This window comes from Nonomuraea sp. B5E05 (genome assembly GCF_039880665.1).
Taxonomy (GTDB): domain Bacteria; phylum Actinomycetota; class Actinomycetes; order Streptosporangiales; family Streptosporangiaceae; genus Nonomuraea.
In genome coordinates this window covers 32981-58168 of sequence record NZ_JBDPMJ010000016.1, presented here as the reverse complement: position 1 = coordinate 58168, position 25188 = coordinate 32981, and the positions used below count along the sequence as shown (strand labels likewise).

Here is a 25188-nt window from a genome sequence, read left to right as displayed (position 1 = left end):
GCTTTTACTACCGTCGCCAGAACATGGTTTTACGCTGAATCAGGACACGGGATTCATCCTCACTCAGAGCCTCCGATTGGATGTGATCGAACGCTATTTCGTAGCCAGCCACTCGTTCGAGATCCTCGACAAAGTCAGCCGTGTACAGCTGCTCAAGGTACACAACATCATCAAACGCCGAAAAGTTCAAATGAATGAAGGCACCTGTATTAACCGGATGAAGTGCATCCAACGGGAGGATCCGGACACTGACGTGCGGCAACATCGAGATCTCCAGGAGATGCTCCATCTGCTCCCGCATCACGGCGGGCTCGCCGAAACGGCGCATCAACACCGACTCATCGAGCACCGCGACAACAGAGCAGGGATCGGCCCTGTGGAGCACTCGCTGCTGCCTGTCGAGACGAGCCTCGACCCGGCTCCTGACACCACTGTGCGTGATGCGCGCGATACCTCGGGTTGCCAGGATTACTTCCCTGGCATAGTCCTCAGTTTGCAACAGACCCGGCACAACCTGGGGTTCCCAGTCGCGCTGGAATGTCGCCTCCGCCTCAAGCCCGAGGAATCTTGTGTATTCCTCAGGAAGAGTATCTTCGTAATCTTCCCACCACCCGCGCTGCTCCGCATCCCGCAACAGGCCGAAGAGCTCGTCAAGTTTCGTCCCGTCGATGCGGTAGAGCCCGGCCAGGGCCTTGATGTCGTCGGCGACGGGCATGGTCTTGGCCGCCTCGATGCGACTGACCTTGCTCGCCGACCAGCCGAGCTCGCGGGCGGCCTTGGCGCCGGTGAGTTTCCTTCGCTCCCGGAGGAGGCGCAGCTCCTGCCCGAGCCGGAGCCTGCGTACTGTGGGACTGCCCTGCTGCGATGGCACCGTCCACTCTCCTTGTCGGGAATGAAGGTGTAGCCGGAAGGGGTCGTTTGGGGGCCCGGCTTTGTGGGCCGTACGGGCCAATCGTACATGCAACTTGCATGGATAGTCGCGTACGGCCTTGCCATGAAGGCTTTCACGGGGAGAGCGTAGGGGCAAGACAAGCTCGGTAGGGGCGGCGAAGCCGGAGTTCGTGCCAGGTCGACGCCCTATGACTCTTCTCGTGCAAGTTGCAGCGCAAACAGTGAAGCAAGTCGCGAAGAAACTTAAATCTTCCCTTGCCTAAAGACTTGCAGCATCGCGGACCTAGGGGGACGATCGATCTCAGGAGGGACCTTGGATGGTGAGGAGGCCGATATGACCACACGGCCGTACGCATCAGGCCTTCCGCCCACGATCGCGCGCCCTCACGCGGGCCGCCTCGCCGGCAACGTCGCCGTCCCGGAACTGAGAATCCGCCCCAGGGAGGCCACTTGCCGGAAGGACCACTTCATCGCCTGACCGCGCAGCGAGAGTCCGCTCATTCGAGCACGCAAAAAGCCGGTCCGAGGCCGATATCCGACTCGCCGCATATGGGCTGCCACCCTGCGACGAGACCGGCCATCAGCCGTCGGACCGGCGAAGAAGCCACCTCAAAATGCCGCGAAAGGGGTCTTCTATGTACTCACAAGGTACCAAGGGACTCAGTCGAATCAAGTCCCGGATCCGGGAACTCGTCGCATGGGCCGACCGGGAAATCTGCATGGAGCCCGACGAGTTCGCGCACCGCATGGGCTGGACCGTCGAACGGGTGGGACTCGGCGCCCGCCGCTACCGCGACCCGCGCTTCGACCAGCTCCGCCTCCCGCACCGCGTGACGGAGGAGGTGTCTTGACGTGCCAAGGAACCCGCGTAACCAGATCTACCCGGGCTACGAGGACCTGCCCGCCGCAGGCCGGAGCGGCCGGCTCGTCCGGCTCTGGCGGATCCGTACGGAGCTGCTGCTCGCGGCGGCGCTGACGCTGTTCACGCTGTCGTTGCTCGGCGCCACCCAGGAGGGCCGGTGGATGCCCTTCATCCTGCTGAGCAGCGCCATCTCGGTGCCGGCCGTCACCAGGACCGGCCGCAACTGGGTCACCTCCCACGCCTGGTGCGTGATCTCCCGGCACCGCCTGCAGCGGGTCTGCCTGGAGACCACGATGCACACCAGGGCGGGGCGGATCCCGCTGGTGCTCTGGATCACGCCCACGTCCAGGGGCGAGAAGGCGCTGATCCTGACGAGGGCCGGGATCTGCGCCGAGGAGTTCGAGGCGTACAGCGAGGAGATCGCCGCGGCGTGCTGGGCCAGGAGCGTGAACGTCTACCGGCACCGCACGCGGTCGCAGTTCCTGATCGTGGAGATCGTCCGGCGCGACGAGGTGCCGGGCGCGGCCTCCCCCGGCCTGGACAGGGTGTACGGCCGGCGAGCGTGGATCTCGCTACGGCCCGACTTCGAGGAGCCGCCTGATCTCCGCGCGGAGGTGACGCTGACGCGGGCCGGCCACTAGACCTGGGGGACCGCGCCTACCCCAGGGCACAAGCCCCGGAGACCGCGGGGGCTCCGGGGCTTCCCCATGCGCTCGACGTTCCGAGTGGTCACGCACTGTTCAACGGAGATCCGGTCAGGATTTCACCATCCCGGGTGATCACCGCACATTAGGGTGTCGCGCGTGACTATCGCACCAGAAGAGGACCGCCTGAACACCCAGATCGCCTTCGCCATCGAGATCGACAAGTTGAAGCGGATCATCCGCCGCAACCATCTCATCGACGGTTCGCGACGGGAGAACACCGCAGAGCACTCCTGGTACGTGGGCACGTTGGCGATGGTCCTCGGCGAGCACGCCCCACCGGGGACCGACCTCCAGCGGGTGGTGGCCATGCTCCTGGTGCACGACCTGGTGGAGATCGACGCCGGTGACACCTTCGTCTACGATCCGGTGGCCGTCTCGGCCCAGGCCGAGGCCGAGCGGGCCGCCGCCGACCGCATCTTCGGCCTGCTGCCCGCCGACCAGGCGGCGTGGATGCGGGAGTTGTGGGACGAGTTCGAGGCCAGGAAGACGCCGGAGGCGAAATTCGCCAAGGCGCTCGATCGCTTCGCCCCGATCCTGGCCAACCACCACACGGAGGGCGGCACCTGGCCGCTGTTCAAGGTGACGGCCGCCCAGGTCAGGGAGAAGGTGCGGATCATTGAGGAGGGCTCGCCCTCACTCGGTTCGTACGCATTGGAGCTGGTTGAGCTCTCTGTGGCGAGAGGCCACCTGTCCGAGTGATGCCCTCATGGCCGGGGTAGGGGACTTGTCGTGAAAGAGGAAGTGCGAGCGAAGCGTCGGCAGCTAAGGGGTTTCGCCGGGCCGGTCGCCCTCGCCGATCGGCTCGAGAAGTCGAGAGCCATGGACAAAGCCGTCATGGCGCTGGCGAAGGCCGTACGCCGGCGCATCCCCCAAGGACGGGTCCGCGACCTGCTGCACGGCGTGCCCACCGGCAAGCCGCTGCACCCGCCGCTCGCCACGGTGAGCCTCGGCTGCTGGATGTCGGCCGCCGTGCTGGACCTGGCGCGCGCCGACCCCCGGGCTTCACGCCTGCTGCTGGCCACCGGCATCGCCAACGCCCTGCCGACGGCCGCGGCGGGACTGACCGACTGGTCGTCCCTCCACCGCGAGCAGCAGCGGGTGGGTCTCGTGCACATGGCGTCGAACGTGGCCGCCCTCGGCCTGTTCTCCGCCTCGCTGCTGGCACGGATGCGCGGGCACGAGCGTCCCGGCCGGTTGTTGTCGTTCGCCGGGCTCGGCGTGGGCAGCCTCGGCGCCTATCTCGGCGGCCACCTGGCCTACCGGCAGGCGGCAGGGGCCAACCACGCCCCGCAGGTCACCCATCTGGTGCCGCTGGGCTGGCACGACCTGTGCGCGCTGAAAGATCTGCCCGACGGCCGTCCCGTGGCGCGCAGGCTCGGCTACATCCAGCTCTTCGTGTTGCGCCAGGGCGAGGCCGTGACCGTGCTCGGCGACCGCTGCCCCCATCTGGCCGGGCCGCTGCACCAGGGCAGGCTCGTCATGGAGGACGGCGAGGCGTGCGTGGTCTGCCCGTGGCACAGCAGCACGTTCCGGCTGGCCGACGGCTCGGTGAAACACGGCCCCGCGACCGCCCCCGCGCCCATGTTCGAGACGCGCGTGCGGCGCGACGGCACGCTCCAGGTGCGCCCGGGGTTGACCTGAACTTAACTTCAGGTCCTACGGTCGCCGCATGGGAAAGATTCTGGTGACCGGCGCGACCGGCAACGTTGGCAGGCATGTGGTGACCCGGCTCGCGAAGGCCGGGCTGGAGGTCCGGGCGCTCGCCAGGGATCCCGAACGGGCGCAACTGCCCGTCGAGACCGTACGCGGCGACCTGACCGCCCCCGAGACCCTGGAGCCGGCGCTCGACGGCGTGGAGAGCGTGTTCCTGCTCTGGCCCGGATTCTCGGCCGAGAGCGCCGCGGGCACGATCACGGCGATCGCCAAGCACGCGCGGCGCGTGGTCTACCTGTCGGCGGACGTCGAGGATCTGGCGGACGACGAGGAGCCGTCGTACTTCCACCAGGGGGTGGAGCGGCTGATCCGGCACTCGGGGATCGGCTGGACGTTCCTGCGGCCCGGCGGATTCGCGGCCAACACGCTCATATGGGCCGACCAGATCAGGCAGGGCGTCGTGCGCTGGCCGTTCGGGCAGGCGTCCAGGTCGCTGATCCACGAGAAGGACATCGCGGCCGTGGCCGTGCACGTGCTCACCTCCGCCGGGCACAACGGCGCGAAATACGTGCTCACGGGCCCCGAGCGGTTCACCCAGGCCGAGCAGGTGCGCATCATCGGCGAGGTGCTCGGCCGCGAGGTGCGCTGGGAGGAGCTGCCCGTGGACGAGGCCCGCGAGCAGCTCCTGGCGGCCTGGGGCGATCGCACCTTCGTGGACACCGCACTGCGCGCGTGGGGAGATTTCGTGACCCGTCCTGAGCGGGTCACCGACACCGTGGAGCGGCTGCTCGGCCGGCCCGCGCTGACGTTCCGCCGGTGGGCGGAGGATCGCGCGGCGGACTTCAGCTGACCTCGTCGGCGGGGTGCTCGACGAGGGCGAGGATGCGGCTGGACATGAACCGGGCCGTACGCACCGGGGTGCCGGTTCTGGTGACCTCGCTGACCTCGACGAGCCCCCGCCGCGTGTTCACCTCGACTCGCCGGCCGGCGCGGGTGGCCGTGATCTCGTAGGTACGCGGTGACCCTCCCGCGTCAATGACGATCTCCACCCAATCACCCTTCATGTACAGATTCATACCCAGATAGCCGGAAATTTATCCGTACACCAGTACGATAATGGCCGCGATTCCCACGCAGACGATGACCCCGCGCAGCACGGGCGCCGGGATGCGCCTGCCCAGCCTGGCCCCCAGGAAGCCGCCGGTCATCGCGCCCAGCGCCACCCCGGCCACGGCCTGCCAGTCGACGTCCGCGACCACCGTGAACAACACCGCGGCCACGGCGTTGACCAGCAGCGCGAGCACGTTCTTGGCGGCGTTCACCCGCTGGAGGCCGTCGTCGAGGAAGATGCCGATCAACCCGATCAGCAGCACCCCCTGGGCGGCCCCGAAATAGCCGCCGTAGACGCCCGAGGCCAGCACGCCCAGCCACAACGCCAGGCCGCCGTGCGGATGCGCCCGCCCCCGCCGCTCGGCCAGCCAGGCGTTGAGCCTGGGCTGCACCAGGACCAGCAGGCAGGCCAGCGCGATCAGCACGACGACGACCACCTCGAACACGTCGGGGTCGAGGAACAGCAGCAGGATGCCGCCGATCAGCGCGCCGAGCGCCGAGGCCGCGCCCAGGCGCACCAGACGGTCGCGCTGGCCCTGCAGCTCCACGCGGTAGCCGTAGGCGGCCGTGAAGGAGCCCGGCACCAGCCCGATCGTGTTGGACACGTTGGCGGTGACGGGATCGACGCCCACCGCCACCAGCGTGGGGAACGTGATCAGCGACCCCGACCCGACGACCGCGTTGATGGCGCCCGCCATCACCCCGGCCACGCAGACCGCAGCCAGCTCCCACCCCGTCACAAACCCTCCCTGACCCGAGAAACCCGCTCGTCGGACCGCCGTCCGGCCATGCCTACGGCCGGGGCGATGGCCCTCGCAGCGGGTCGCTCACTGGGTGTCCGAGTTTTTGGGGGGTGTGAAAAGACCGCCGAGATTTTCCAGCGCCTTGCCCATCTCCGACGGCACGATCCAGATCTTATTGGCCTCGCCCTTGGCGATCTCCGGCAGGGTCTGCAGGTATTGGTAGGCGAGCAGCTGCTGGTCGGGCTTTCCCTCATGGATGGCCTTGAAGACCATGCCGATCGCGTCGGCCTGGCCCTTGGCGCGCATGGCCTGGGCCTCGGCGTCCGCCTGGGCGCGCAGCACGGCCGCCTCCGCCTCGCCGCGCGCCCGCAACACCGAGGCCTGCTTGTCGCCCTCGGCCGCGAGGATGGAGGCCTGGCGCTGCCCCTCGGCGGCCAGCACCGCGGCGCGCTTGTCGCGGTCGGCGCGCATCTGCTTCTCCATCGAGTCCTGGATGGAGGCCGGGGGGTCGATGGCCTTGAGCTCGACCCGGTTGACCCGGATGCCCCACTTGCCGGTGGCCTCGTCGAGCACGCCGCGCAGCGCGGTGTTGATGTCCTCGCGCGAGGTCAGCGTGCGCTCGAGGTCCATGCCGCCGACGACGTTGCGCAGCGTCGTGACCGTGAGCTGCTCGACGCCGGTCAGGAAGTTGGCGATCTCGTAGGTGGCCGCCTTGGGGTTGGTGACCTGGAAGTAGATGACGGTGTCGATCGAGACGACCAGGTTGTCGGAGGTGATCACGGGCTGCGGCGGGAACGACACCACCTGCTCGCGCAGGTCGATCAGGTCCTTGATGCGGTCGATGAACGGCACCACCAGGTTGAGCCCCGGCGTCAGCGTGCGGTGGTAGCGGCCGAGACGCTCGATGATGGCCGCCGTGGCCTGCGGGATGATGCGGATCGTGCGAGCCACCGCGAAGCCCACCGCCGCGACCAGGACAAGGGCGACGATGAGCTGCTCGATGGACATGGCGACGCTCCGAAGTCGAGGGGACCGACTCCGTAGATCTTATTTGGTTTCCGCTCTCCACAGCGTCCACTCAGTGGCGAGCGACTTTATCGGCATAAATGGCGATCTAGTGCGGACGCGCGTACCAGCGGCCCTCACCGCTCCGCTCCAGCGAGAGCGGCACGCCGAACGTGTGGGAGAGATTGTCGGACGTCATCACGTGCTCCAGCGGCCCCTGGGCCACCACGGAGCCGTGCCGGAGCAGCAGCCCGTGCGTGAACCCCGCCGGCACCTCCTCCACGTGGTGCGTCACCAGCACCAGCGTCGGCGAGCGGTAGTCGCCCGCCAGCAGCGACAGACGGCGCACCAGGTCTTCGCGCCCGCCCAGGTCGAGCCCGGCGGCCGGCTCGTCGAGCAGCAGCATCTCCGGGTCCGGCATGAGCGCGCGGGCGATCTGCACCCGCTTGCGCTCGCCCTCGGACAGCGTGCCGAACCGCCGCCTGATCAGATGGGCCGCGCCCATCATGTCGATCAACTCGACGGCCCTGGTGACGTCGTTGGAGTCGTACTCCTCCGTCCAGCGGCCCATGATCGCGTACGACGCGGTCAGCACGAGGTCGATGACCTTCTCCTCGGGCGGGATGCGCTCGGCCAGCGCGGCGCTCGCCAGCCCGATCCGCGGCCGCAGATCGAAGACGTCCGCCTGCCCCAACCGCTCGCCCAGCACCTCGACCAGGCCCTCACTCGGATAGAGCAACGTGGCAGCGACCTGCAGCAACGTGGTCTTACCTGCGCCATTGGGGCCGATGACCACCCAACGCTCGTCCTCGTTGACCGTCCAGTCGATGCCGCGCAGCAGGGCCGCTCCGTCGCGCCTGACGGCGACGTCCTGGAACCGCAGCACCTGACCACCCATCCCCGATCCCTCCTTCAGGAGTCACCCACGGGACAAACCTATTGCAGGGCGAGCGCTTATCGTGGATCGGTGCGCCCTGAATCGCCTGTCTGTCCCTCCCTGGTCGCCTGGGGCAACGCCTGGCTCGCCGGTCACGTCGGCCTCGACGAGGCGGCTGACCACGTGGAAGCCGCCGGCGGTCCCGTCGTCGCGGGCGACGTTCCGTTGCGTAAATACCTCGCAGATCTCCGCGTGGGCGGCCTGCGCGAGCTGCGGCTCGCCCTGCCGGCGCCGGGCGACCCGCTGGGCCTGTCGGGCCCGGCGTCGTTCAACTCGGCCGCAGTCGACGTCGGCCAGGCCGCGATCGCCGTGGCCGACGGCCGGAACACCGGCCTGCTGCCCCTGCCGGACCACCGTGGATCGTCCTATGTCGGTGTGCGTCTGGAAGTGCACGACTCCGGCCCCGTACGCCATGACCTGCCCTCGCTCGCCGAGGCCGAGCGCGACCTGTCCGACGCGATGCGGTCGGCCACCGAAGCGCTGACCTCCGTCGACGGCCCGGTGGCCGACCGTCCCGACCGGCTGGGACAGCGCGGCGGCGAGCTGGCGCCGGGTTATCCGGCTCGCGCGCACCGCGTGGCCACCCTCGCCACGCGGCTGGCCACCGTGCTGCGCCTGGCCGACGACCGCGGCCTCACCGTCGCGCAGGTCGCGGCGCGCGGGGCAGCGCTGCGCGAGCTCGACCGTGCGGTACGCCGCGCGCTCGTGGCGGCCCACCACGCGATCTTCGAGCCGATCAGGAACCAGTAGCCGGCTCAGCCGAGGCCGTGCCGCACGGCGTAGAGCGCGGCCTGGGTGCGGTCCTGCACGCCGAGCTTCATCAGCACGTTGGACACGTGGGTCTTGACCGTCTTCTCCGCCACGGCCAGGCTCCGCGCGATCTCCCTGTTGGACCGGCCGGCCGCGATGAGCGACAACACCTCCCGCTCCCGCTCGGTCAGCGGCACCGGCCCCGACACGCCGGACGCGCCGTTGGGCGAGGCCAGCATCGCCTCCGCCGCCTCGGGCGCGAGCAGCACCTGGCCGCCGTGCACCGCGCGCACCGCCTGGACCAGCGCGGACGGATCGACGTCCTTGTAGAGGAACCCGGACGCTCCCGCCCGCATCGCGGGGCCCACGTCGGAGCGGTCGCTCACCGACGTCAGCACGACGATCCTGGTCGCCGTGCCGGTCAGCCGCTCCAACGCGCCGAGGCCGTCGAGCACGGGCATCTTCAGATCCAGCAGCAGCACGTCGGGGCAGAGCTCGCCGACCAGCTCGACGGCCTGGGCCCCGTCGCCCGCCTCGGCGACCACGGTGATGTCGTCCTGGAGGTCGAGGAACGTACGCAGCCCCTGACGCACCACCGGGTGATCGTCGGCGATCAGCACCCGGATCACGCGCCCACCTCCACGCGCACCATGGTCCCCCTGCCCGGGGCCGACTCGACGGTCATGACGCCTCCGACGGACTCGGCCCTGTCACGCATCGACGCCAGGCCAAGCCCACGCGAGTCGGCCTGCTCGAAGCCTCTGCCGTCGTCTTCGACGGTCAACACCAGCTTGCCCTCCTCGTATGCCAGGCGCACCGAGACGCGGGGCGCCTCGGAGTGCCTGAGCGCGTTGTGCAGCGCCTCCTGGGCCACCCTGAGCGCCGCCACCTCGACCGCCGGGTCCAGCGGCGGCAACTCGCCGCACTCGAACACCACCAGGGACGAGTGGAGCCGGTCGAGCATGCGCACGTGCTTGCGCAGCGTCTCCGGCAGTCCGTGCCGGTCGAGCTCGGCCGGGCGCAGCTCGACGATCACGGCGCGCAGCTCGGCCAGGGCCTCGCCGGCCAGCCGCTGGACGCGCTCCAGCTCAGGGGCGACCTTGCCGGGGGCCTTGTCGAGCATGGCCTGCGCCGCCTGGGCGGTCAGCCTGAGCGAGAACAACTTCTGCGTGACCGCGTCGTGCAGCTCGTGGGCGACCCGGTTGCGCTCCTCCAGCATGGCCAGCTCGCGGCCGCGTTCGTAGAGGCGGGCGTTGGTCAGCGCGATCGCGGCGTGCGCCGCGAAGAGCGTGAGGAGGTCCTGGTCCTCCTGCGTGAAGCCGCCGGGGGTGCGCTTGTTGGCCAGGAAGATGATGCCGAGCACCTCGTCGCCGTCGCGGATCGGGACGCCGAGGAAGTCCTTCATGACCGGGTGCGCCTTCGGCCACCACTCGAACCGCGGGTCCTCACGCAGGTCGGGCAGCCGGGCGGAGACGCCGTCGCGGAGCATCGCCCCCAGCATGCCGTGCTGCCTCGGCAGCGGCCCGATCGCGTCCCACTGCTTGTCGGTGATGCCCTCGGCGACGAACTCGGCGAACGACCCGTCGTCGTCGGGCACGCCGAGCGCGGCGTAGCGGGCGTCGAGCAGCCGCTGCGCCGAGCGGACAATGACCTGCAGCACCTCGCGGACCGACAGGTGGCGGGTGACCGCGAGCACCGCGGAGCTCACCGCCTGCAGGACTGCGTCTCGGTCGGTGGCCACGTCACCTACCTTAAGGTCCTAGGACCATGTTCCCAGGGCCGGTCCGGCCCTCAGCCCGATGTCCGCCGCACGTCGCGTTCCTAACGTCGTGGGCATGACGAACACCGCACTCATCACCGGCGCGTCCCGCGGCCTCGGCCTCGCCCTGGCGAGGTCCCTGGCAGGAGCGGGATGGAACCTCGTGCTCACCGCCCGCGGCGCGGACGATCTGGAACGGGTCGCCGCCGAGCTGGGCGCCACCGCCATACCCGGCGACGTGCGCGACCCGGCGCACGTCCGGCGGCTCGCCGGGGCCGCTCCCGAGCTGGATCTGCTGGTCAACAACGCCAGCGACCTGGGCGTGACCCCGTTGCCCCCGCTCGCGGCCTACCCGTTGGAGGCGTTCAGGGCGCTGCTGGAGACGAACGTGACCGCTCCCCTCGCCCTCATCCAGGCCACGCTGCCCGCGTTGCGGGCGGTCCAGGGCGCGGTGGTGAACGTCACCTCCGACGCCGCCACGGGCCCGTACGAGGGCTGGGGCGGTTACGGGGCCACCAAGGCGGCGCTGGAGCAGCTGTCCAACGTGCTGGCCGCCGAGGAGCCCGAGCTGCGTGTCTGGTGGGTGGACCCGGGCGAGATGAACACCCGCATGCTGGCCGACGCCGTGGGCGCCGAGGAGGCCGGCGCGGCGGCCGACCCCGCCAAGGTCGCCGCGGCGCTGCACGACCTGGTCGGCGCCCGCCCGGCCAGCGGCAAGGTGAGCCTGCAATGACCGCGTCGCTGACCGGCGCGCTGGACTTCTCGCTGCCGCCCGGCCTGTCCGCCCACGAGCCGCCGGAGGCGAGGGGGACGGCCAGGGACGCGGTACGCCTGATGGTCTCGCACGGCGACCTGGACCCCCTCCACCACCGCTTCGCCGACCTGCCGAAGCTGCTCGACCCCGGCGACCTGATCGTGGTGAACAACTCGGCGACCCTGCCGGCCGCGGTCCGGCTGGACCGGCTGGCCGTGCACTTCTCGACCGCGCGGGAGGACGGCACGTGGCTGGTGGAGCTGCGCCGCCGTACCGCGAAGGCGTCCGAGCCATACGGCGGCGGCGAGCCCGGCGAGTGGCTGCCGCTGCCGGGGCGGGCCACGTTGCGGCTGATCGAGCGGGAGACGCCGCGCCTGTGGCGCGCCGAGCTCGACCGGGACGTGAAGCGGTACCTGCGCGGTCACGGGGTGCCGATCCGCTACTCGTACGTGGAGCGGGACTGGCCGATCGAGGACTACCAGACGGTGTTCGCGACCGTGCCGGGCAGCGCCGAGATGCCGAGCGCGGCCCGGCCGTTCACCGCCGACCTGGTGGCGGCGCTCGTGGCGCACGGGATCGGTATCGCGCCGATCACCCTGCACACGGGCGTGGCCTCGCCCGAGAAGGACGAGCCGCCCTACGCGGAGCGGTACGACGTGCCCGGGCCGACGGCGCGGCTGGTGAACCTGGCCAGGGAGAACGGCAACCGGGTGGTGGCCGCGGGCACGACCGTCGTACGCGCTCTGGAGACGGCCGCCGGCGCGGACGGGCGCGTGGCCGCGTCGGCGGGCTGGACCCGGCACATCGTCACGCCTGAGCTCGGCGTGCGGGCCGTCACGGGCCTGATCACCGGGTTGCACGAGCCGCGCTCCAGCCACCTGCTCATGCTGAGCGCGATCGCGGGCGAGAACGTGCTGGCCCGCGCGTACGAGGCGGCGCTGCGGGAGCGGTATCTGTGGCACGAGTTCGGCGACACCCACCTGATCCTGCGGAGCTAGCCTGTGGCCGACGGCCTTGTGCTGCCGTCACCGGGTCTTCGCTGGCCTCGCCACCCCTCGCTGGCGCCGACATCCCCGGCCTTTGCCGACATTTTGCCGAGCGGCGACGGGCCGGTGAACCGGCGTACTCCGATGGTCACGCCCACACCCCAAAGCCCATCCTGCTTCGCGAGCATCCGAGCGGGCGCAGTACCGTGACTGGATGTGGACCAGCGCACCCTCCTGATCACGTTGAACGGCCCTGACCGCCCGGGCGTTACTTCACGGCTTTTTTCCGTTCTGTCCGGCTTTCCGGTGACCGTTGCGGACATCGAACAGGTCGTCATCCGAGGCCGGCTCACGCTCGGCGTGCTCGTCGCCTACGCCGGCGGCCCCTCCACCGGCACCGGCACGACACTCGGCGCCATGTGGACCGCCGTCGAGCGAGTGGCCGAAGACCTCGGCATGGAGGTGGAGCTGTCCACCGGCTCCCAGGCCAAGGAGCAGCGCCGCCGCGGCCGCCTGTCGGTCAGCGTGCTCGGCGCCACCCTGCAGCCGGCCGCCATCGCGGGCATCTCCGGCCGCATCGCCGCCGCCGGAGCCAACATCGACCGCATCGAACGCCTCGCCCAGTGGCCCGTCACGTGCATCGAGCTGTCGGTCTCCGGCGCCGACCCCACGTCTTTGCGGGTCGAGCTGGCCGCCGAAGCCGCCGCCCAGGAGGTCGACGTGGCCGTGCAGCGCACCGGCCTGTCGCGGCGGGCCAAGCGCCTGATCGTCATGGACGTCGACTCGACCCTCATCCAGGGCGAGGTCATCGAGCTGCTGGCCGCGCACGCGGGCTGCCTCGAGGAGGTGGCCAGGGTCACCGAGGAGGCCATGCGCGGCGAGCTCGACTTCGCCGAGTCCCTGCGGCGGCGGGTGGCGCTGCTCGAAGGGCTGCCCGCCGAGGTGCTCGACCACGTGCGCAAAGAGGTCGTGCTCACGCCGGGCGCCCGCACGCTGGTCCGCACGCTCAAACGGCTCGACTACCGCTTCGCCATCGTCAGCGGCGGGTTCACGCAGATCACCGACGGCCTGGTGGAGGAGCTCGGCATCGACTACTCCGCGGCCAACGTGCTCGAAGTGATCGACGGCCGGCTGACCGGCCGCGTGGTCGGGGAGGTCGTCGACCGTCCTGGCAAGGCGCGGGCGCTGGAGAGGTTCGCCCGCGAGGCCGGCCTGCCGATCTCGCAGACGGTGGCCATCGGCGACGGCGCCAACGACCTCGACATGATCGCGGCGGCCGGGCTGGGGATCGCCTTCAACGCCAAGCCTGTCGTACGCCAGGCGGCCGACACCGCGGTCAACACCCCCTACCTCGACTCCATCCTCTACCTGCTGGGCATCTCGCGCGACGAGGTGGAGGCGGCCGACGCCGAGGACGGCGTGCTCACGGCCGGCTGAGTCAGCCCTCCTTGGGGTCCCAGCGGGTGACCAGACGGCCCTCACCCGGCGAAAGCTCCGCCCACGGCGACTCCACCCCGATCGCCGCGAAGGCCCCGGGCCTGAACACGTAGTCGCCGCCCGCCAGCCCCAGCGCCAGCTCGTGCACGCCCGGGTTGTGCCCGCACAACACCACTGTGCCCAGCCCGGGATCACACCTGCGCACCAACTCGAGCAGCTCGTCCGGGTACGCCTCGTAGATGTCGCGCTCGTAGCTGATCTCAGCGTCGGGGAAGGCGAGCTCCGCCGTGCGCCTGGTCCGCAGCGCCGGCGAGCAGAGCACCGCCTCGGGGGTGAACCCGGCCGCCCTGATCTCGTCGCCGGCCCGCTCGGCGTCGCGCTCGCCCCGGTCGGTCAGCGGCCGCTCGCGGTCGAGCAGGCCGGCGATCTGGGCGGCCTTCGCGTGACGCAGCACAATCAAGGTCCGCACCGGTCATCCATTCCTCGTCGCCCAGGTGGCCAGCCCGACGAGCACGGCCAGGACGACCAGCATCGCCAGCAGGATGAAACCCAGGGCCTTGCCTCCGCTCGGCCGCTTGTCATCGTTCACGTGCCCAGTCTCCCATCGGGATGCTCGGGTCCCTCGACTCCCCTGGAAATCCGGATCTACCCCGGACTTCCTGTGGAAGACGTTCCCCTGGGCACTTCCTGGTGAAGCGGGCGTTGCCCCGGGAAAGGCGGGACCCCGAAATCCGAACCCGGAGAAGGCAGGACCCTGAAAGCCGAGCCCGGAGACGGCGGGACCCCGGGGAAGCGGAACGCCCGCCCCCTGAGGGAGCGGGCGTTCGCCGGTTCTGCCGGTTACGACGCGATCGGCTCCTTGTCGCGGTTGTTGTCGTTGGCCGGCTCGCTCGTCACCGACCGCCGCTTGGACACGATGATGGCCGCGACCACCACGCCCACGGCGACCACGGTGATGCCGATGCGGATGGCCGGGCTGCCCGCGTACAGGACCACCGCCGGGGCGATCAGCAGCGCCACCAGGTTCATCACCTTGATCAGCGGGTTGATGGCCGGGCCTGCGGTGTCCTTGAACGGGTCGCCGACCGTGTCGCCGATGACCGTGGCGGCGTGCGCCTCAGAGCCCTTGCCGCCGTGGTGACCGTCCTCCACCAGCTTCTTGGCGTTGTCCCAGGCCCCACCCGAGTTGGACAGGAAGACGGCCATCAGGGTGCCGCAGGCGATGGCTCCGGCCAGGAACGCGCCCAGCGGCGCATAACCGAGGGCGAACCCGACCGCGATCGGGGTCATGACCGCCAGCAGGCCGGGCGTGGCCAGCTCACGCAGCGAGTCGCGGGTGCAGATGTCGACGACCCGGCCGTACTCCGGCTTCTGCGTGCCGTCCATGATGCCCGGGTTGTTGCGGAACTGGTCGCGTACCTCGAAGACCACGCGCATGGCGGCCCGGCCGACCGCCGAGATCGCGAGCCCCGAGAAGAGGAACACGACCGCGGCGCCGATGATCAGGCCGACGAGCACGTTGGGCTGGTCGATGCTGAGGCTGAACGAGGCGAACGTGCCGAGCGTCTCCTTGACCGCCGCGCTCGCCGCGGTCAGCTCGGTTTCGACCGCCGTACGGAAGGCGCCGAAGAGCGCGGTCGCCGCCAGCACGGCCGTGGCGATCGCGATGCCCTTGGTGATGGCCTTGGTGGTGTTGCCGACGGCGTCCAGGCTGGTGAGCACGCGGGCGCCCTCGCCCTCGACGTCACCGGACATCTCGGCGATGCCCTGGGCGTTGTCGGAGACCGGGCCGAAGGTGTCCATCGACACGATGACGCCGACCGTGGTCAGCAGGCCGGTGCCCGCCAGGGCCACCGCGAACAGCGCGATCGTCACGTTGCCGAAGCCGAGCAGGAACGCGCCGTAGACCGCGCCGCCGATGATCAGGGCGGAGTAGACGGCCGACTCCAGGCCGACGCTGATGCCGGCCAGGATGACGGTGGCCGGGCCGGTGGCCGAGCTCTCGCCGATCTCGCGCACGGGACGCCGGTTGGTCTCGGTGAAGTAGCCGGTCAGCAGCTGGATGGCGCTCGCCAGCACCAGGCCGATGAGGACCGCGCCGATGGCGATGAGCCGCGGGTCGGCGGTGGACTCGACGGCTGCGCCGGTCAGGCCGCTGAAGCTGCTGGGCAGGTACCAGAACGCGGCCGCCGTGACGAGCACCGCCGAGATGGCGGCCGAGATGAAGAAGCTGCGGTTGATCGCCGCCATGCCGTTGCGGTCGCGGTCGCGCATCCCGGTGACGAAGATGCCGATGATCGCGGTGACCACACCGATCATCGGGACGATGAGGGGGAAGACGAGCCCCTCCTCGCCGAAGGCCACGCGGCCCAGGATGAGGCTGGCGACCAGCATGACGGCGTACGACTCGAACAGGTCGGCCGCCATGCCGGCGCAGTCGCCGACGTTGTCGCCCACGTTGTCGGCGATGGTGGCGGCGTTGCGCGGGTCGTCCTCGGGGATGCCCTGCTCTACCTTGCCGACCAAGTCGGCGCCGACGTCGGCGGCCTTGGTGAAGATGCCGCCGCCGACTCGCATGAACATCGCCAGCAGCGCCGCTCCGAAGCCGAAGCCTTCGAGCACGCCGGGCGCGTTGCCCTGGTAGATGAACACGACCACGGCCGCGCCGAGCAGGCCGAGGCCCACGGTGAACATCCCGGCCACGCCTCCGGTGCGGAACGCGATGCGCATGGCCCGCTTCTCGCCGGAGTCGTTGGCCGCGGCGGCGACGCGCACGTTTCCGCGCACGGCCAGCCACATGCCGATGAACCCGGTCAGCGCGGAGAACACCGCCCCGACCACGAAGAAGATCGATCGCCCGATGCGGACGTCCATCTCTCCGGGTAGGAGGAGCAGGAGGAAGGGAATCACGACGACGAAGATCGCCAGCGTGCGGAATTGGCGGGCTAGGTAGGCCGCGGCGCCTTCTTGCACGGCGCGCGCGATGTTCTGCATGCGTTCGGTGCCCTGGCCGGCGGACAGCACTTCGCGTACCAGGCCGCCGGCGACGGCCAGGGCGATAAGTGCGACCGCGGCGACCACGATCACGATGGTGAGATTGTTTCCGCTCAGGGCCAGATTGGACGCTGGCTCCAGTGCCAGCATGTGCCTGCTCATCGTTCTCCTCGGCAAGACCGGTCGTCCTGCCCGGGCGGTGCTGCACTTTTCCTCGGCGGGTGTTGCGGCACCATCCGGGTTGTGGGTGCCGCTTCCGGTTGAATCCGCGTTCCGCCGGATCACCTTGGCCGGTGCCGGGAGTCTACGCAGGCACTCCACGGATATGAAGGCTCTGAAGGCCGCTAATTGTGCAAGCGTCCAGTAAATCCCTGCCAGCAACCCGGTTTGGGGTCTGACAGGCGAAATTTCTCCTGGTTTACGGTCATGACAATGCCATGATACGTGCCGACCGAAACCAGGGAAGGCGGGGGTGAGGGCGCCTCGTCCACAGGCTGTGGACAGTCGTCCGCGAAGCGCCGGAACCGCCGCCGGCATCGGGGCCGCCGCGACTCCTGCGTCCGCCGCCCTCGATCATGGTCGTCTGTCACCAACTGTGGAGGGCTTTTACGCAGGATCTGCCGAGAAAGTACACTCCCGTCCTTGGCCTGCAAGCTGGCCGACCGGCCAGGTGAGCGCGTGAAGGTCCCGCTGAGCGCTCCCCGGGAGCTGGATCCAGCGGGCTCCGAGGACCACCGCCGGCCATAGCCGATCCCTCCCGGCATGGCGGTCAGCGACAGCGTCGGGCGTCGGGCGTCGGGCGTCGGGCGTCGGGCGTCGGGCGTCGGCGGGATGGGCCAGGGAGCCGCGTCAAGGTGTCAAGAGGGTCATGCAGGTGCTCGGCCTCGGAGTCAAATGTCCGTGTACGGCCCCAGCCCTCCGAACCCGAAGCATGCTGGAAGCGCCGCCGCTCACGTGGTCACCGTGGGGGGCGGCGGTGGCCTGGTGCGCGGGAGGCGGTGACGCGCCATGGCCCGGCGGACTCGGGCAGGCGTGAACGGAGGCCATGGTGACCGTGCGCCGTGACGGCGGGGCATCCCGTGCGGGTCAGTCGGCGTCTCCCTGGAGGCCCTGAGCCATGGTCGGCGGGTGGGTCTCGTTGGCTTGCCGTAACAGGATGGAAGGTTTGTTGCTGGGCGCCAGAAAGGCGCCCAGCGGCCAGGCGGCGCAAGGCACCCGCACGGAACCGATCACGCGCCGTTGGCGGCAGGCCAGCTCATCCGGATGTTGGTGCCCTTCGGACCCGGGAAGACCTCGACGTCGTCGGCCAGGCCTTCGATGACCGCTATGCCGAAGCCCGACATGAACGAGTCAGAAAGCATGCCCAGGTCGAGGGGTTGTTCCGGCTTGATCTCATCGCTGGGGGCGTGATCGCTGACCGTGACCTCGAAGCGTCCGGAGTCGTCACGCAGCTCGATGCGGATGGGTTCGCCCGGACAGTGGGCGCGATGCACCTCGACCGCCCGGGAGCATGCCTCACCCACGGCGAGCCTGACCTCGTCCAGCAGGGACTCCTCCACGCCGGTGCGGCGGGCGATCGCCGTGGCCACCAGCCGTGCGGTCCGCACATGCGCGGGGAGAGCGCTGAACGTCAGCTCGACGGTAGCCATGCTACTTGTCTTTGCCGTGAGCTTCCTTGGCCTCGTCGACCGAAGCGTAAATCCCGAAGACCTTGGTCAGTCCGGTGATCCGGAAGATCTTGAGGATGCGCTCCTGCGTGCAGACCAGCTCGAGCGAGCCGTCGTGCGCGCGAACCCGCTTGAGCCCACCGACCAGGACGCCCAGCCCAGTGGAGTCAAGGAAGTCGACCTTCTCCATGTTGACGAGAAGGTGGAAGTTGCCCTTGTTCACCAGGTCGATGAGGAGCTCACGCAATCTCGGCGCCGTGTAGACATCGATCTCACCCTCGACCTCCACGATGGTGAGTCGGTCTTCGGTGCGGTGATCCAACTTCAGATCCACAGATCCTCCAGCGCCTCGCCTGCGAAAGTAGTCTTACGGGCCTGGCAATCTGGAGCGTGGCCCCAGACTGTCCGACCCTGACGCGCGGCATTCAACCACGTGCCTGGCTTGTGTCTATACGAAATCACGATTCCCGGCGACTTTGCCCACCGATGCAAGACTGGAAACAGTGACTTCCACCGCATCCTCCCCAGAACAGGCAGGTCCACTCCTCCACCACCTGCTTGGTGTTCCCGCACGTCATGAGCGCGTCACTCATGTGGAGCATGTTCCAGCACGTCAGGCGGGTCAAGCCCGATGGCCCAAATGGACGTCTGAAGTCTTTGTTACGCGCTTGGCGAACCGCGGGGTCACAGGACTCTGGCCACACCAGTACGAGGCCGCCGACCTGGCATTCCGTGGCCGAAACGTGATCATCTCGACGGGAACGGCGTCCGGGAAGTCGCTGGCGTACCTCACTCCCGCGGTCACGGCGTGCCTGGACGGCGGGACGGTCCTGTACCTGACGCCGACCAAGGCCCTGGCCGCCGACCAGCTGCGCACCCTGCGCGAGCTGCGCATCACCAAGGTGCGGGCCGCCACGTTCGACGGCGACACTCCGTTCGAGGAGCGGAAGTGGGTACGCCAACACGCCAACTACGTACTGACAAACCCCGACATGCTGCACCGTGGCATCCTGCCCCGCCATGCCCAGTGGTCGTCGTTCTTTCGCCGGCTGCGCATGATCGTCGTGGACGAATGCCACGGCTACCGCGGCGTCTTCGGCTCCCATGTCGCCCAGATCCTGCGCCGCCTTCGCCGGGTGTGCGCACGATACGGCTCCGACCCCACGTTCCTGCTCGCCTCGGCGACGGCCAGCGAGCCGGGGGCGTTCGCGAAGAGGCTGACGGGGCTTGAGATGCACGAGGTGACCGTTGACGCCTCGCCCAAGGGGTCGACGACCATCGCGTTGTGGGAGCCGCCTCTGACGGACCTCCGGGGCGAGGGAGGGGCGCCCGTACGGCGCACGGCCACGGCAGAGGCGGCCGACCTGCTGGCGGACCTCGTTCTCGCCGACATCCGCACACTCGCCTTCGTCCGCTCGCGCCGCGGCGCGGAAACGGTGGCGCTGTCCGCCCGGGCCAAACTCGCCGACGTCGCCTTCTCCCTCACCACACCCACCGACCACCACCCTCTGGCGCCCGGCTCATCCACCACGACCAACCCCCACAACCCCGCACCAGGAGAACCCGAGGACCTCGCACACCACACCCCCACACCCGGCCCGCCCAGCAAACCCGACCACCACAACTCAGCACCGAGCTCACCCAACGACCTCGACCACCACGCCTCAGCGTCCGGCCCGCCCGGCGAACCCGACCACCACGCCCTCAGCCGGGCGGCGAGCCTCATCACCCCCGGAGAGCCTGTGGACGAGGGCGGGGCTGATGAGGGGGATCTACCCGAAAGGGGTTCGCTCGGGTGGTCGATCCCGGACACCTCCGACTGGGCAAGCCTCCCCGACAAGATCGCCGCCTACCGGGCCGGCTATCTCGCCGAAGACCGCAGGCTCCTCGAGAATGCGCTCCGCGCGGGCACGATCATGGGCCTGGCCACCACGAACGCCCTCGAACTGGGCGTGGACGTCTCCGGTCTCGACGCCGTGCTGATCGCCGGCTGGCCGGGCACCCGGGCCTCGCTCTGGCAGCAGGCGGGCCGGGCGGGCCGGGACGGCCGGGACGCACTCGCCGTGCTGATCGCCCGGGACGATCCCCTCGACACCTACCTGGTGCACCACCCTGATGCCCTGTTCGGCCGGCCTGTGGAAGCGATCGTCCTCGATCCGGACAACCCGTACGTGCTGGGCCCGCACCTCTGCGCCGCGGCCGCCGAGATCCCGCTGGCCGAAGACGACCTGCCCGTTTTCGGCGACACGACCCCGGCCGTCCTGGAAGACCTGGTCGCCCAGAATCTGCTCAGGAAACGTCCGGCGGGTTGGTTCTGGACCAGGCGCGAGCGGGCCACCGACCTCGCCGACATCCGTGGCGGCGGGGGCTCTCCCATCCAGGTCGTGGAGTCGTCGACCGGCCGCCTGCTGGGCAGCGTGGACGAACCCTCCGCCCACACCGCGGTGCACACCGGCGCGGTCTACCTCCACCAGGGCGAGACCTTCGTCGTGGAACTCCTCGATCTGGAAGCTGGGGTCGCCCTGGTCTCCAGCGCAAGCCCCGACTACACCACGTTCGCCCGGGACATCACTGACATTTCCATCCTTGGCACCCAACGCTCCCATGCCCTGGGCCCGGGCACCCTGCACTTCGGCGAGGTGGAGGTGACCCGGCAGGTCGTCTCCTACCTCAAGAGACGCCTGCAGTCGGGCGAGATGCTCGGCGACGAGCCCCTGGACCTGCCTCCTCGGACCCTTCGTACCCGTGCGGTCTGGTGGACGCTGCCCGCGTCCGCGGTGGCCCCACTCGCCGAAGCCGGCATCGACCTCGGCGGAGCCGCCCACGCCGCCGAGCACGCCTCGATCGGCCTGCTCCCCCTGTTCGCCACCTGCGACCGCTGGGACATCGGCGGCGTCTCCACCGAGTTGCACGCCGACACGGGCCTGCTCACGGTCTTCGTGTACGACGGCCACGAGGGCGGCGCGGGCTTCGCCGAACGCGGCTACGCCCGCGCGACGGACTGGCTGACGGCGACGCGCGAGGCCATCACCTCATGCGAATGCGACCGTGGCTGCCCTTCCTGCATCCAGTCCCCGAAATGCGGCAACGGCAACGAACCCTTGGACAAACGAGGCGCGATCCGCCTCCTCGACACCCTGCTGACCCAGCACTCGACATCCTGCTGACCCAGCAAGAGAGCATCTTGCTCGGGTGGGCTCAACTGTCGCCGCCCCTGTGCCTGCGACCAGCGAAAGCGCGCTCATTCTTGTCGTCGTCGCCTTCGTCTGCGGCCCAGAAATCGGCAGAGCCCGGCTGCGGCCGTTCCCAGAACCCGCTGTCCTCCATGGCTTTGGGCGACGGCGGAAGGTAGTCGTCCCAGTGGTCTTCGATACGGACGGCGGGCGGGGCGATGGAGGCCGAACCCTCGGGCACGTCTGTCACGGCCGAACTAGGCAGGGCGATCCGCATGGGCTCCTGCCGGGTGCCTTCCGCGTCGCGTACTCCCCGAACGTCGTCCACCTCGATCTGGACGGATATCTCCTTACGCGCCGGATCGGATCGGGGGAACGCGGCGGCCCGTTCCGCGGGCGTATCCCGAGACCGTTCCGGCTTCGCCGACTGTTGATGCTCTGCGGGCTGCTCGGTCCGGGAATGATCGGGTACGCGCGTCTTCGCCACGGCCAGGATCACCGTGGGCCGCCGCCGGAGCGGCGTCGCGGCAGGCTGGATGCTGTCATCGCTCTCCGTGGCCTGCGTACCGCCTCCGGCGAAAGCAGGGCCGGCGCGCGTGGCCACGGTCACCTGCGCGGGCGTTGCTGCGGCCCCATCACCGGCAAGCGCCCGCCGGCGCGCCCAGGCGCCCGCGTGCGCGCCGAGCAGGAGCAACAGGAGGCCGGCCGCCACGTAGAGGCCGTACTGTCCGATGTTCCCCAGCGGCGAATCGCTCGACTGCGCCCGCACGCCGCCGGTCGTCACGGGCGCGGTGTCCGTGCCGTCCCTGGCTCCGGACGGGACGAGCCCGCCCGACTCGTCGTCGGCTGTCGGGATGGGCAGGTTGCCGTCAGCGTCGGTGTCGGGGATGTCGGGCAACTTGGAGGTCGTCGGGTTACGGGTCGTCGGCTTGTCCGCAGGCAGGGGCTGCCTCTTGGCGGGCAGGGTCGGCAGCGCGTCGACATTCTTGCCGTCTCGGTTCTTCGGCGTCTGTTTGGTGGTCTTTTTCGGCTTAGCTGTGGGTTTTGCGGAGAAAGCGAGGTAAGCGGAGGCCGACGGGTCCGACCCGATCGAGCCTCCTTCGCCGTCGCCCCTGAAGGCCTTGACGGTGAACCCCACCCGCTGCCCTTCCGCCCTGGCGGGCACCGCGAGCGCCGCCCTGCACGAGGAGCCCGCACACGCGCCGTCGGCGGGCAGCCTCCCGACGATGCCCGTCAGCGTGTTGGAGACCTCGTAGGACTGCAGATCAGGCTCGGAGCCCTTGGTCCAGGTGACGAGAACCTTGTCGGCGCCCTGCCTCGCCACGTTCACGTTGCCCGGAGTCTCGGCCGGCCGTCGCAGCTTGAACGTGCTGGTGGCGTACTCCCTTCCGGTGAGCTCTCCCTTGAGAGTCACGGTGAAGGGGCCGTTGGGGGCGTCCCTCGCGTCGAACGTCCCGGAGAGTGTCTGGTTGGCGCCGCCTCCGGCGACCTTCTGACGGGGGGTGGCCGGACCTTCGACGTACAGGCCCATGTTGAGCTGGATCATCCCCGTACGGGCGGAGACAGTGACGGACGAGCCCGAGATCACCTGACCGTCGGCGGGCGACGTGATCTGCCCGGACGTGTCGGCCCGCTTTGACGTGCCGGCCTGTCCGGTCGCGGAGGCGGCCCGCGCGGATCCGCCCAGCGCGACGGACACCGCCACCATCACTCCTGCGGCCACCACTTTGCCGACTACCGTCACGACGCTTCCCTCCATCGAGAGCCTCGCGTCGCCCGACCGCCCTTCGGGGGCGTTCACGCGACGACCGGAAGTGCAGTCCGCCCGGCCGATACGGTCACCGACCGCCCCCGGACCGCACCCTAGCGACTTGATCAGAGCTGTCACAGAGCCCTGCCGCATATGGCATGAACCGAGGGTAAGCGGGACCTTACGGGAACTGCGCAACTCTTGGACACTGCGTCTAAGAAGTCGTAACGGGATCGCGACATTGCTCCCGTAAGCCACACTCACCACTTAGCAGCAAAGTCACCCTTTTGCTCACTCACGCATATTTGTGCAAATAGCCAAAATTACGACTCACCGCTTAAGTAAGGGCAGGTCATCCATATCAGTCACATCGCAGGGCCTGCCGGGGCCACGGTCGCGGTGCCCGCACGGGATCTGCCGGTCAGGGTGCGGGTGCCGGCGATCGGCAGGGAGATCGACAACGAGGTCCAGACGTCGGCGATCTCGTTACGGATCTCGCAGCGGGCGAGTTTGACGCCGTTTCGGGCAGCGATGGCCGACGCCCGCAAACAGGCGCCCTCCGGGTCGGCCAACGCCATTTCGGCCGCCGCCAGGGCGCTGAGGTCTGCGGCGCTGCTGACCCGGTGGCCGGCCACGCGTACGGAGCCCACCGTGGCGAACGCCGTGGCGACGGCCATCAGAAGACCCATGAGTGCGACGCCCCACAGCGTGGCCGAGCCGCGTTCCTTGTTATTGATATTTACTCCTCGGCGCCGCCGGTCTGATGCCTGCACGGCTCCGCTCAGGGGACTGAACGGTGTGGTTCGGTGTCGGCCGTGGCCGTGGCGGACACGTGGACGGCGGGCAGTGACGCGCCCCATGCCGGGCGCACCTCGACGGTGATCTGCACCTTGGTCAGATCGATGTCACGAGACACGGCTATCCGCGCGTCGGCACGGGTGGCCGCCCTGGCGCGATCGCGGACCTGGCTCAGTGGTTCGCCTCTGGCCGCTGCCCGGGCGGCCGCGCGGGCAGCGTCCACGCATTCGAGCTGGGCGCCGACCGCTTGGATGGCCCACAACGCGGCAGCCAGGACGACCATGAGAGCGGGCAACATCGCGGCGGTCTCGGCCGTCACCGAGCCCCGCGATGCCGACCGTCTCCTGCCCACGGCGATCCGCCCGGGGCGGCGGCTCATTTGCCGGTCGTCTTGAGTGCCCGGTCTATGAGGGAGGTCAGCATCTCCTGCACTTCCGGACTGCTCACGACCTTGAACAGGAGCGCGGCGAAGGCGCAGGCCGCGATGGTGCCCACCGCGTATTCGGCCGTGGACATTCCTCGTTCGCGGTTGGCCAGTGCGTGGTGAAACCATCTGTTGGATCGCCACCGCGAGCGCGCTCCGGCGGCTTCCCTGACGGAGGAAGCCGGCGAGTTGCCTGGTGCGGTGTCGGCGGGCCTCGGCTGGGTGTCCGAGGGGGCGCTGACGAGCGTCGGCGAGGTGCTCGGGTCCGGACGGGCGGGCGTCGATGCGTCGCCGCGTGTGGTGCCGGAGAACACGGACACTGGCAGGTCCCCCGGCAGCGCACGGGCAGGGGGCGACGAGTCGCCGGGGGTGGGGTGGGAGCGGCCCGACACAGCAGGGGCAGAGCTCGACGGGTCGGCGGGTGGGAAGGAGGTCGACGTTGGCGGGGCGGCCGTCGCGGTGCCGGCTGTGTGGCCGGTAGAAGGTGTGTGGCCGGTGGCGGGAATGCTGCGGGCCCAGTGGGCTGTGTGGGGGCGTGGTGCGGTCGCTGCTGGCGTGAGGGTGGAACCATGCATCGGGCCTCCAGGTGGGTCGGAGCCGGGGTCTTGCCCGGCGGGAGTCCAAGGTTCGCCGAAGGGCTCTGCGGCCAGTGGACCGAGCGCGGTTCTGTGGACAAGGGCCACCTTAGAGGTGGGCCTGTGGATAACCGGTCCTGACGAGGTCCCGGCCTTGGGGATGGAAGGGACAGAACCTGCTGCACGGCGAACCGTCGTGTCCGGCTCGCCCCT

The 25188-nt window shown here is 69.6% G+C and carries 25 protein-coding genes; 10 read left to right on the top strand and 15 right to left on the bottom strand.

The features are described 5' to 3' along the window. Nucleotides 1-7: 7 nt before the first annotated feature. Nucleotides 8-871 (bottom strand): helix-turn-helix transcriptional regulator, encoded by an 864-nt coding sequence (locus tag ABGB01_RS27435; RefSeq protein WP_347776406.1) that lies wholly within the window; start codon nucleotides 869-871, stop codon nucleotides 8-10. Nucleotides 872-1610: 739 nt separating this feature from the next. Here ABGB01_RS27435 and ABGB01_RS27430 point away from each other — a divergent pair. From ABGB01_RS27430 to ABGB01_RS27410, 5 genes are all read left to right on the top strand, one after another. Then, nucleotides 1611-1742: a hypothetical protein gene (locus tag ABGB01_RS27430; RefSeq protein ID WP_281284129.1), complete on the top strand. Its 132-nt coding sequence runs from the start codon at nucleotides 1611-1613 to the stop codon at nucleotides 1740-1742. A gap of 1 nt (nucleotide 1743) precedes the next feature. Then, complete coding sequence (locus tag ABGB01_RS27425) at nucleotides 1744-2394, top strand: hypothetical protein (protein ID WP_347776405.1); 651 nt, start codon at nucleotides 1744-1746, stop codon at nucleotides 2392-2394. Between the two features lie 153 nt (nucleotides 2395-2547). Continuing rightward, nucleotides 2548-3159 (top strand): HD domain-containing protein, encoded by a 612-nt coding sequence (locus tag ABGB01_RS27420; protein WP_132514844.1) that lies wholly within the window; start codon nucleotides 2548-2550, stop codon nucleotides 3157-3159. A gap of 120 nt (nucleotides 3160-3279) precedes the next feature. Then, nucleotides 3280-4101, top strand: a complete 822-nt coding sequence (locus ABGB01_RS27415; protein WP_347776404.1) for a Rieske 2Fe-2S domain-containing protein — start codon at nucleotides 3280-3282, stop codon at nucleotides 4099-4101. A gap of 28 nt (nucleotides 4102-4129) precedes the next feature. Then, entirely contained in the window at nucleotides 4130-4963 is an 834-nt protein-coding gene (locus ABGB01_RS27410; protein WP_347776403.1) for an NAD(P)H-binding protein, read from the top strand. Here the strand turns inward: ABGB01_RS27410 and ABGB01_RS27405 are convergent. The 4 genes from ABGB01_RS27405 to ABGB01_RS27390 form a co-directional block, all read right to left on the bottom strand. Further along, entirely contained in the window at nucleotides 4956-5162 is a 207-nt protein-coding gene (locus ABGB01_RS27405) for a hypothetical protein (protein WP_246083453.1), read from the bottom strand. The genes ABGB01_RS27410 and ABGB01_RS27405 overlap by 8 nt on opposite strands. 45 nt (nucleotides 5163-5207) lie before the next feature. Further along, entirely contained in the window at nucleotides 5208-5963 is a 756-nt protein-coding gene (locus tag ABGB01_RS27400; protein WP_347776402.1) for a sulfite exporter TauE/SafE family protein, read from the bottom strand. A gap of 87 nt (nucleotides 5964-6050) precedes the next feature. After that, nucleotides 6051-6974: an SPFH domain-containing protein gene (locus ABGB01_RS27395; protein WP_347776401.1), complete on the bottom strand. Its 924-nt coding sequence runs from the start codon at nucleotides 6972-6974 to the stop codon at nucleotides 6051-6053. Between the two features lie 106 nt (nucleotides 6975-7080). Continuing rightward, nucleotides 7081-7869, bottom strand: coding sequence for an ABC transporter ATP-binding protein (locus tag ABGB01_RS27390; protein WP_347776400.1), 789 nt, complete (start codon nucleotides 7867-7869; stop codon nucleotides 7081-7083). 69 nt (nucleotides 7870-7938) lie between these two features. On the opposite strand from ABGB01_RS27390, the gene ABGB01_RS27385 reads away from it, so the two are divergent. Continuing rightward, nucleotides 7939-8658, top strand: a complete 720-nt coding sequence (locus tag ABGB01_RS27385; protein ID WP_347776399.1) for a hypothetical protein — start codon at nucleotides 7939-7941, stop codon at nucleotides 8656-8658. A 5-nt stretch (nucleotides 8659-8663) separates the two neighbouring features. Here ABGB01_RS27385 and ABGB01_RS27380 read toward each other — a convergent pair whose 3' ends face one another. Together ABGB01_RS27380 and ABGB01_RS27375 are read right to left on the bottom strand one after the other, a co-directional pair. Continuing rightward, nucleotides 8664-9287 carry a response regulator transcription factor gene (locus ABGB01_RS27380; protein WP_347776398.1) on the bottom strand — a complete coding sequence of 208 codons (624 nt, stop codon included), beginning with the start codon at nucleotides 9285-9287 and terminating at the stop codon, nucleotides 8664-8666. After that, on the bottom strand, nucleotides 9284-10399 hold the full coding sequence (locus ABGB01_RS27375) for a GAF domain-containing sensor histidine kinase (protein WP_347776397.1): 1116 nt from the start codon (nucleotides 10397-10399) through the stop codon (nucleotides 9284-9286). Before ABGB01_RS27375 ends, ABGB01_RS27380 begins: the two co-directional genes overlap by 4 nt. Nucleotides 10400-10493: 94 nt before the next feature. Between ABGB01_RS27375 and ABGB01_RS27370 the strand changes: the two genes are divergently transcribed. The 3 genes from ABGB01_RS27370 (at nucleotide 10494) to serB (ending at nucleotide 13594) form a co-directional block, all read left to right on the top strand. Then, nucleotides 10494-11150, top strand: coding sequence for an SDR family oxidoreductase (locus tag ABGB01_RS27370; RefSeq protein ID WP_347776396.1), 657 nt, complete (start codon nucleotides 10494-10496; stop codon nucleotides 11148-11150). Beyond that, nucleotides 11147-12169, top strand: coding sequence for an S-adenosylmethionine:tRNA ribosyltransferase-isomerase (locus tag ABGB01_RS27365; RefSeq protein ID WP_347776395.1), 1023 nt, complete (start codon nucleotides 11147-11149; stop codon nucleotides 12167-12169). Before ABGB01_RS27370 ends, ABGB01_RS27365 begins: the two co-directional genes overlap by 4 nt. A 204-nt stretch (nucleotides 12170-12373) precedes the next feature. Then, entirely contained in the window at nucleotides 12374-13594 is a 1221-nt protein-coding gene (gene serB, locus ABGB01_RS27360) for a phosphoserine phosphatase SerB (protein WP_347776394.1), read from the top strand. 1 nt (nucleotide 13595) lies between these two features. Here serB and ABGB01_RS27355 read toward each other — a convergent pair whose 3' ends face one another. From ABGB01_RS27355 to ABGB01_RS27340, 4 genes are all read right to left on the bottom strand, one after another. Continuing rightward, nucleotides 13596-14063, bottom strand: coding sequence for a histidine phosphatase family protein (locus ABGB01_RS27355; protein ID WP_347776393.1), 468 nt, complete (start codon nucleotides 14061-14063; stop codon nucleotides 13596-13598). Between the two features lie 371 nt (nucleotides 14064-14434). Beyond that, complete coding sequence (locus ABGB01_RS27350) at nucleotides 14435-16750, bottom strand: sodium-translocating pyrophosphatase (RefSeq protein ID WP_347776392.1); 2316 nt, start codon at nucleotides 16748-16750, stop codon at nucleotides 14435-14437. A 1067-nt stretch (nucleotides 16751-17817) separates the two neighbouring features. After that, nucleotides 17818-18237 (bottom strand): ATP-binding protein, encoded by a 420-nt coding sequence (locus ABGB01_RS27345; RefSeq protein WP_138203197.1) that lies wholly within the window; start codon nucleotides 18235-18237, stop codon nucleotides 17818-17820. 1 nt (nucleotide 18238) lies between these two features. Beyond that, entirely contained in the window at nucleotides 18239-18589 is a 351-nt protein-coding gene (locus ABGB01_RS27340; RefSeq protein ID WP_043629845.1) for an STAS domain-containing protein, read from the bottom strand. Nucleotides 18590-18998: 409 nt separating this feature from the next. Between ABGB01_RS27340 and ABGB01_RS27335 the strand changes: the two genes are divergently transcribed. Next, the gene (locus tag ABGB01_RS27335; RefSeq protein ID WP_347776391.1) at nucleotides 18999-21422 is read left to right on the top strand and encodes a DEAD/DEAH box helicase; all 2424 of its coding nucleotides are present in this window, start codon (nucleotides 18999-19001) and stop codon (nucleotides 21420-21422) included. 31 nt (nucleotides 21423-21453) lie between these two features. Here the strand turns inward: ABGB01_RS27335 and ABGB01_RS27330 are convergent, their stop codons facing one another. The 4 genes from ABGB01_RS27330 to ABGB01_RS27315 all read right to left on the bottom strand — a co-directional run bounded on the left by ABGB01_RS27330 (nucleotide 21454) and on the right by ABGB01_RS27315 (nucleotide 24975). Then, nucleotides 21454-23172, bottom strand: coding sequence for a hypothetical protein (locus ABGB01_RS27330; RefSeq protein WP_347776390.1), 1719 nt, complete (start codon nucleotides 23170-23172; stop codon nucleotides 21454-21456). A 371-nt stretch (nucleotides 23173-23543) separates the two neighbouring features. Continuing rightward, entirely contained in the window at nucleotides 23544-24038 is a 495-nt protein-coding gene (locus tag ABGB01_RS27325) for an Rv3654c family TadE-like protein (protein ID WP_347776389.1), read from the bottom strand. Further along, nucleotides 23960-24355 (bottom strand): TadE family type IV pilus minor pilin, encoded by a 396-nt coding sequence (locus ABGB01_RS27320; RefSeq protein ID WP_347776388.1) that lies wholly within the window; start codon nucleotides 24353-24355, stop codon nucleotides 23960-23962. The genes ABGB01_RS27325 and ABGB01_RS27320 overlap by 79 nt, the downstream gene beginning before the upstream one ends. Continuing rightward, on the bottom strand, nucleotides 24352-24975 hold the full coding sequence (locus ABGB01_RS27315; RefSeq protein WP_347776387.1) for a DUF4244 domain-containing protein: 624 nt from the start codon (nucleotides 24973-24975) through the stop codon (nucleotides 24352-24354). The genes ABGB01_RS27320 and ABGB01_RS27315 overlap by 4 nt, the downstream gene beginning before the upstream one ends. Between the last annotated feature and the right edge of the window lie 213 nt (nucleotides 24976-25188).

Coding starts and splice junctions, on each gene's coding strand:
- ABGB01_RS27315 (WP_347776387.1), bottom strand. CDS start 24,975: ATGCATGGTTCCACCCTCACGCCAGCAGCGACCGCACCACGCCCCCAC.
- ABGB01_RS27370 (WP_347776396.1), top strand. CDS start 10,494: ATGACGAACACCGCACTCATCACCGGCGCGTCCCGCGGCCTCGGCCTC.
- ABGB01_RS27390 (WP_347776400.1), bottom strand. CDS start 7,869: ATGGGTGGTCAGGTGCTGCGGTTCCAGGACGTCGCCGTCAGGCGCGAC.
- ABGB01_RS27395 (WP_347776401.1), bottom strand. CDS start 6,974: ATGTCCATCGAGCAGCTCATCGTCGCCCTTGTCCTGGTCGCGGCGGTG.
- ABGB01_RS27410 (WP_347776403.1), top strand. CDS start 4,130: ATGGGAAAGATTCTGGTGACCGGCGCGACCGGCAACGTTGGCAGGCAT.
- ABGB01_RS27350 (WP_347776392.1), bottom strand. CDS start 16,750: ATGAGCAGGCACATGCTGGCACTGGAGCCAGCGTCCAATCTGGCCCTG.
- ABGB01_RS27345 (WP_138203197.1), bottom strand. CDS start 18,237: ATGGCTACCGTCGAGCTGACGTTCAGCGCTCTCCCCGCGCATGTGCGG.
- ABGB01_RS27430 (WP_281284129.1), top strand. CDS start 1,611: ATGGAGCCCGACGAGTTCGCGCACCGCATGGGCTGGACCGTCGAACGG.
- ABGB01_RS27320 (WP_347776388.1), bottom strand. CDS start 24,355: ATGAGCCGCCGCCCCGGGCGGATCGCCGTGGGCAGGAGACGGTCGGCA.
- ABGB01_RS27325 (WP_347776389.1), bottom strand. CDS start 24,038: ATGGGGCGCGTCACTGCCCGCCGTCCACGTGTCCGCCACGGCCACGGC.
- ABGB01_RS27365 (WP_347776395.1), top strand. CDS start 11,147: ATGACCGCGTCGCTGACCGGCGCGCTGGACTTCTCGCTGCCGCCCGGC.
- ABGB01_RS27415 (WP_347776404.1), top strand. CDS start 3,280: ATGGACAAAGCCGTCATGGCGCTGGCGAAGGCCGTACGCCGGCGCATC.